The following is a 4,505-nucleotide window of genomic DNA, read 5'->3' on the forward strand; positions in this document are numbered from 1 at the left end:
ACAGTGGAAAAAGCCTTTGCCGAAATCATAAAAAGTGTTGGGGAAGATCTGACGCGGGACGGTCTGGTAGATACACCAAAGCGTGCCGCAAAAGCCTTCCAGTTTCTCACCGAAGGCTATCGCCGCAAGGTCGATGACGTGGTCAACGATGCCCTGTTTGAATCCGACTGCAACGAAATGGTGATTGTGTCCGACATCGAACTGTACTCCCTTTGCGAACACCACCTGTTGCCATTTATCGGCAAAGCCCACGTGGCTTATATTCCGTCGGGCAAAGTGCTTGGGCTATCGAAAGTGGCACGAATCGTCGACCTGTTTGCGCGTCGACTGCAGATTCAGGAACAGCTCACCACCCAGATTGCGCAGACAGTTCAGGAAGTGACTAGCGCTGCGGGTGTTGGCGTGATTATCGAGGCCAAGCATATGTGCATGATGATGCGGGGCGTTGAAAAGCAGAATTCGGTAATGCGCACTTCGGCCATGCTGGGAGAGTTCCAGAGCAATCAGGCCACACGGCAGGAATTTTTGTCACTGGTGGCTGGCGGGCGCTAGGCCCGCGCTGTTGCCGCTTGGTTTTTTATTACTGCCCGCGAACTATCATTCACGGGCCAGACCATCTCCTGCAATCACCGGCTATTTAGTCAGCATCTTCTCTGCCTTCTCGGCAAACTTCTTCGCATCTTCATCAGACGCCTGGGACAGATCGATGTCCACAGGCGGCACGTTCAAGCCTTTCTGCACTGCTGGCCGTGCGCGCATGCGCTCCATCCAGGCCTGCAGATTGTCCAACCCTTCCACTTCCACGCCGGCCCAGAAGTGCACATGCACCCAAGAAAAGTTGGCGATATCAGCAATACTGTAGTCGTCTGCCAGCCAGTCGCGTCCTTTCAGACGACCATCGAGCACTTCGTATAAACGACGGGTTTCATGCTGATAGCGGTCGATGGCCGCCTGAATTTTTTCGGGAAAGTAACGATAAAACACATTCGCCTGCCCCTGCATGGGCCCAACGCCACCCATCTGAAACATCAGCCACTGTATGACCGCATATTTGCCCTTGGCGTCTGCGGGCATAAGCTTGCCTGTTTTCTCCGCCAGGTACTGAAGAATTGCACCCGACTCAAATACGGTAATATCAGTCTCGCGATCAATGATTGCCGGTATCCGGCCATTGGGGTTTATCTGCAGGTACTCTGGCGACTTCTGCTCATTTTTGTCCAGCGCTATGGCCTTGAGCTCATAGGGCAACCCCAGCTCTTCCAGTGCAATGGATGCTTTCCAGCCATTAGGCGTGGCTGCTGTGTACAGTTCAATCATAGTGCCCCCTCTTGCGTTGCCAAAAATTCACGAATCAGACCCGCTATCGGCACGGCACTTTCCTCCATATGAAAGTGGTGGCCTCCGGGCAGGTTCTCCCGACGGAACTGCGGAATCAGATCCGTCAGAGCGTCCAGGCCGGGATATTGCGCATAGCCTTTTTCTGCAGCAATCAGCATAACAGGTTGTACGAGCGCACGGAGGAAGGCCTCGATATGCGCCTGCGAAAGCTTAAACGCAGATGCGCCTTTAAGACGCTGGTCTGCACGCCAGATCCAGCCGCCGTCCACCTTTGCTGCGCCCCTTTCCGCTAAAACTCGAGCCGCAGGTTCATTCATTCCCGTGGTTCTCTGACGCAGTGCTATCAGCTCATCAAGCGTTGGATAAACCTTGCTCGGTTTTGCTGCCAGCACCTGCGCATCGCGCAAAAAGTCTCCCAGCTGCTTCGGGGATTCCTCTATCTTGACCGAGCCTGGGACCAGCCCGTCGAGACAGATCAGACGCTTTACCCGTGCCGGGCAGCTGGCCGCCAGCAACATAGACATCATCGCGCCACGAGAGTGCCCCAACAGATTAAACTGCTCCCAGCCCATCATGTCCGCCACCGCGAGCAGCACCGGTAAATCATCCCAGATATTGTAGGTGGCCTGCGGCGGTCGGTCATCGCTCAACGCATTGCCCGGCATATCAAGCGCCAGCAACGTTAACCCGCAACGCCCCAGCGCATCAAAGCTTGCGGCATTATCCAGCCAGCCGTGCACTGCCAGCATCGGCTCGGTATCGCCCTGCCACCAGCGCGCTCGCACTGTAAGGCCGTCGAGTTCAAAGGTCTTTTCTTCGGCGGTTATTGCGCTCATTGGCGCCTCACTATCTGCTCATAGGAAGGTGCGTGCCGCAACCAACACAGCCGCCCTGCCGCCTGCGCCACCACGGGTAGGTCAATCATGGCCATACTGGCCGGCGCCATGACTTCCTCAATATCCGCACCACAGAACCAGGTAAGCAGGCGACTGAACAGGGGGTTGTGCCCGACCAACAACATTCGCTCGGGCACGGCGTGCTGCAGCATCTGTTCAAGGGTTTGCGGTGATACATCGGGTAGCAGGCTATCACTTTCCAGCGTGTTCATTTGCGAATACTGCGCCAGAAAGGCATCAGCCGTTTCACAGGCGCGCTGCAGGGGGCTGTGAATCAGCAGCTCGGGCTCCCATTGAGAAGACAACCAGCGGGCAGCCAACTGAACCTGATGCTGACCGTGAGCGGTAAGAGGGCGAGCTGCATCAGTTGGTGCATCCCATGACGCTTCGCCATGTCGAACGAATACACACTGCATCAACGCAAACTAAAATCTACATCCCGGGTCTGGTCGGCACTCATCATGTTGGCGACCACATCATCCAGGGATTTCTCGTTGTAGATGATGTCGTACAGGCCGCTTGCCAGCGGCATATAGACACCCAGTTGCTCGGCCTGGTCCTTGAGTAATCTCAGGGTATTTACCCCTTCGGCCACCTGACCGAGCTCCGCAACCACAGCATTTAGATCCTTGCCCTGCCCCAGCGCAAAGCCCACCCGGTAATTGCGGCTCAAGGGCGAGGTACAGGTCACGAACAGATCGCCGACACCGGCAAGGCCCATGAAGGTCATGGGGTCAGCCCCCTTGTTGACCGCAAAACGGCACATTTCCGCCAGCGAGCGGGTGAGAAGAACCCCCTGCGTATTACTGCCCACCCCCATCGCCGCAGCGATACCGGAGCAGATGGCATAAACGTTTTTCAGGGCGCCACAGAGCTCCAGGCCGTAAGTGTCTTCTCCGGCATACACCCGGAAATAACTGCACTGCAACAGGGTCTGAATAGCCTCGGTAACTTCCGTATCCTGACTTGCTATCACCGTCGCTGTTATCTGCCGGTCGGCCAGTTCCTTGGCGAGGTTGGGGCCACTCATCACACCCAGGCGGGCGTTGGGAATTTCCTCGTGAATCACCTGGCTCATCAACTTGAAGCCATCGGCCTCTATACCCTTGGTGGTACTGACCAGTATACAGTTATCACTGAGCAACCCAGCCAGGGTACGACAGACCTCACGACAGGATTTGCTAGGCACCGCGACAAACACGATATCAGCCGACTCCACCGCCGTTGCCAAATCCGTGGTGGCACGCAACGCCGGGTTTAAGGCGATGCCGGGCAGGTAGGCCTCATTTTCATGTTTTTCGTTGATTTCCAGGGCGCGTTCTTCACTACGCAGCCACAGGTGCACCGGGTGACCATTATCAGCAACGATATTGGCAATAGCAGTACCAAAGCTTCCGCCACCCAGCACGGCGACGCGATATAACTTCTCGGACATTATTTACACTTCTTTGCCGCTGTGGCGGGCAGTCTACCACAGGGAATATGGGTATGGCGCCGCGCGCAAACCTTGTGCGCAGCGCCTCGATCCTGTCTCCAGGAAGGTTTAGCGGGAGAGCTCCAGCAACAGCTTGTTCAGCTTGCGGATATACGCGCTGGGGTCTTCTATATCAGCACCTTCGGCCAGGTGAGCCTGATCAAAGAGAATTTCCACCAGATCGCCAAAGCGGTCTTCATCCACTTCCTTATCAAGCTTTTGTACCAACGGATGTTCCGGGTTCAGCTCAAAAATGGGCTTGCTGTCGGGTACTTCCTGACCCGCCTGCTCCAGTATGCGCTTCATCTGCATACCGATATCGTAATCGCCAACCACAAGACACGCGGGAGAATCGGTGAGACGGTTGGTGACCCTCACTTCTTCAACCTTGCCCTCAAGAATGCCCTGAACTCGCTGCACCAGATCCTTGTGCTCTTTTTCCAGCTTCTCCTTCTGCTTCTTGTCTTCCTCGGCATCCAGATCGCCTAGATCCAGCTGGCCGCGCCCTACATCTTTGAAGGATTTACCGTCGTATTCGCCCAGCTGGTTCATCAGCCAGTCATCTACGCGATCTGACAGCAGTAACACTTCAATGCCCTTCTTGCGGAATACTTCCAGGTGCGGGCTGTTACTGGCCATAGTGTGTGATTCACCCACCACATAATAGATGTCTTTCTGACCTTCTTTCATGCGGGCAATGTAGTCGTCCAGCGCGTGGGTCTGCTCGGCCTTATTGTCGTGGGTAGTAGCGAAACGCAGCAACTTGGCAATTTTTTCGCGGTTGGTGAAATCTTCTG

Annotated in this window: 5 protein-coding genes and 1 pseudogene; 1 reads left to right on the plus strand and 5 read right to left on the minus strand. The window is 55.5% G+C overall.

Going from position 1 to position 4,505, the window contains the following annotated elements; genetic code table 11:
- Positions 1–3: 3 nt before the first annotated feature.
- Positions 4–552, plus strand: coding sequence for a GTP cyclohydrolase I FolE (gene folE, locus ABYP39_RS17525; RefSeq protein ID WP_372748865.1), 549 nt, complete (start codon positions 4–6; stop codon positions 550–552).
- 81 nt (positions 553–633) lie between these two features.
- Here folE and ABYP39_RS17530 read toward each other — a convergent pair whose 3' ends face one another.
- From ABYP39_RS17530 to ABYP39_RS17550, 5 genes and pseudogenes are all read right to left on the minus strand, one after another.
- Positions 634–1,317 carry a glutathione S-transferase family protein gene (locus tag ABYP39_RS17530; RefSeq protein WP_372758124.1) on the minus strand — a complete coding sequence of 228 codons (684 nt, stop codon included), beginning with the start codon at positions 1,315–1,317 and terminating at the stop codon, positions 634–636.
- Positions 1,314–2,174 carry an alpha/beta hydrolase gene (locus ABYP39_RS17535; RefSeq protein WP_372758125.1) on the minus strand — a complete coding sequence of 287 codons (861 nt, stop codon included), beginning with the start codon at positions 2,172–2,174 and terminating at the stop codon, positions 1,314–1,316. The genes ABYP39_RS17530 and ABYP39_RS17535 overlap by 4 nt, the downstream gene beginning before the upstream one ends.
- On the minus strand, positions 2,171–2,650 hold the full coding sequence (locus tag ABYP39_RS17540; RefSeq protein ID WP_372783881.1) for a histidine phosphatase family protein: 480 nt from the start codon (positions 2,648–2,650) through the stop codon (positions 2,171–2,173). The genes ABYP39_RS17535 and ABYP39_RS17540 overlap by 4 nt, the downstream gene beginning before the upstream one ends.
- Complete coding sequence (locus ABYP39_RS17545; protein ID WP_372758127.1) at positions 2,650–3,669, minus strand: NAD(P)H-dependent glycerol-3-phosphate dehydrogenase; 1,020 nt, start codon at positions 3,667–3,669, stop codon at positions 2,650–2,652. Before ABYP39_RS17545 ends, ABYP39_RS17540 begins: the two co-directional genes overlap by 1 nt.
- Before the next feature lie 108 nt (positions 3,670–3,777).
- Positions 3,778–4,505, minus strand: a pseudogene (locus ABYP39_RS17550) (molecular chaperone HtpG); the annotation flags it as partial.

The sequence above is a fragment of the Litorivivens sp. genome (assembly GCF_041625495.1).
Classification (GTDB): Bacteria; Pseudomonadota; Gammaproteobacteria; order Pseudomonadales; family Spongiibacteraceae; genus Litorivivens.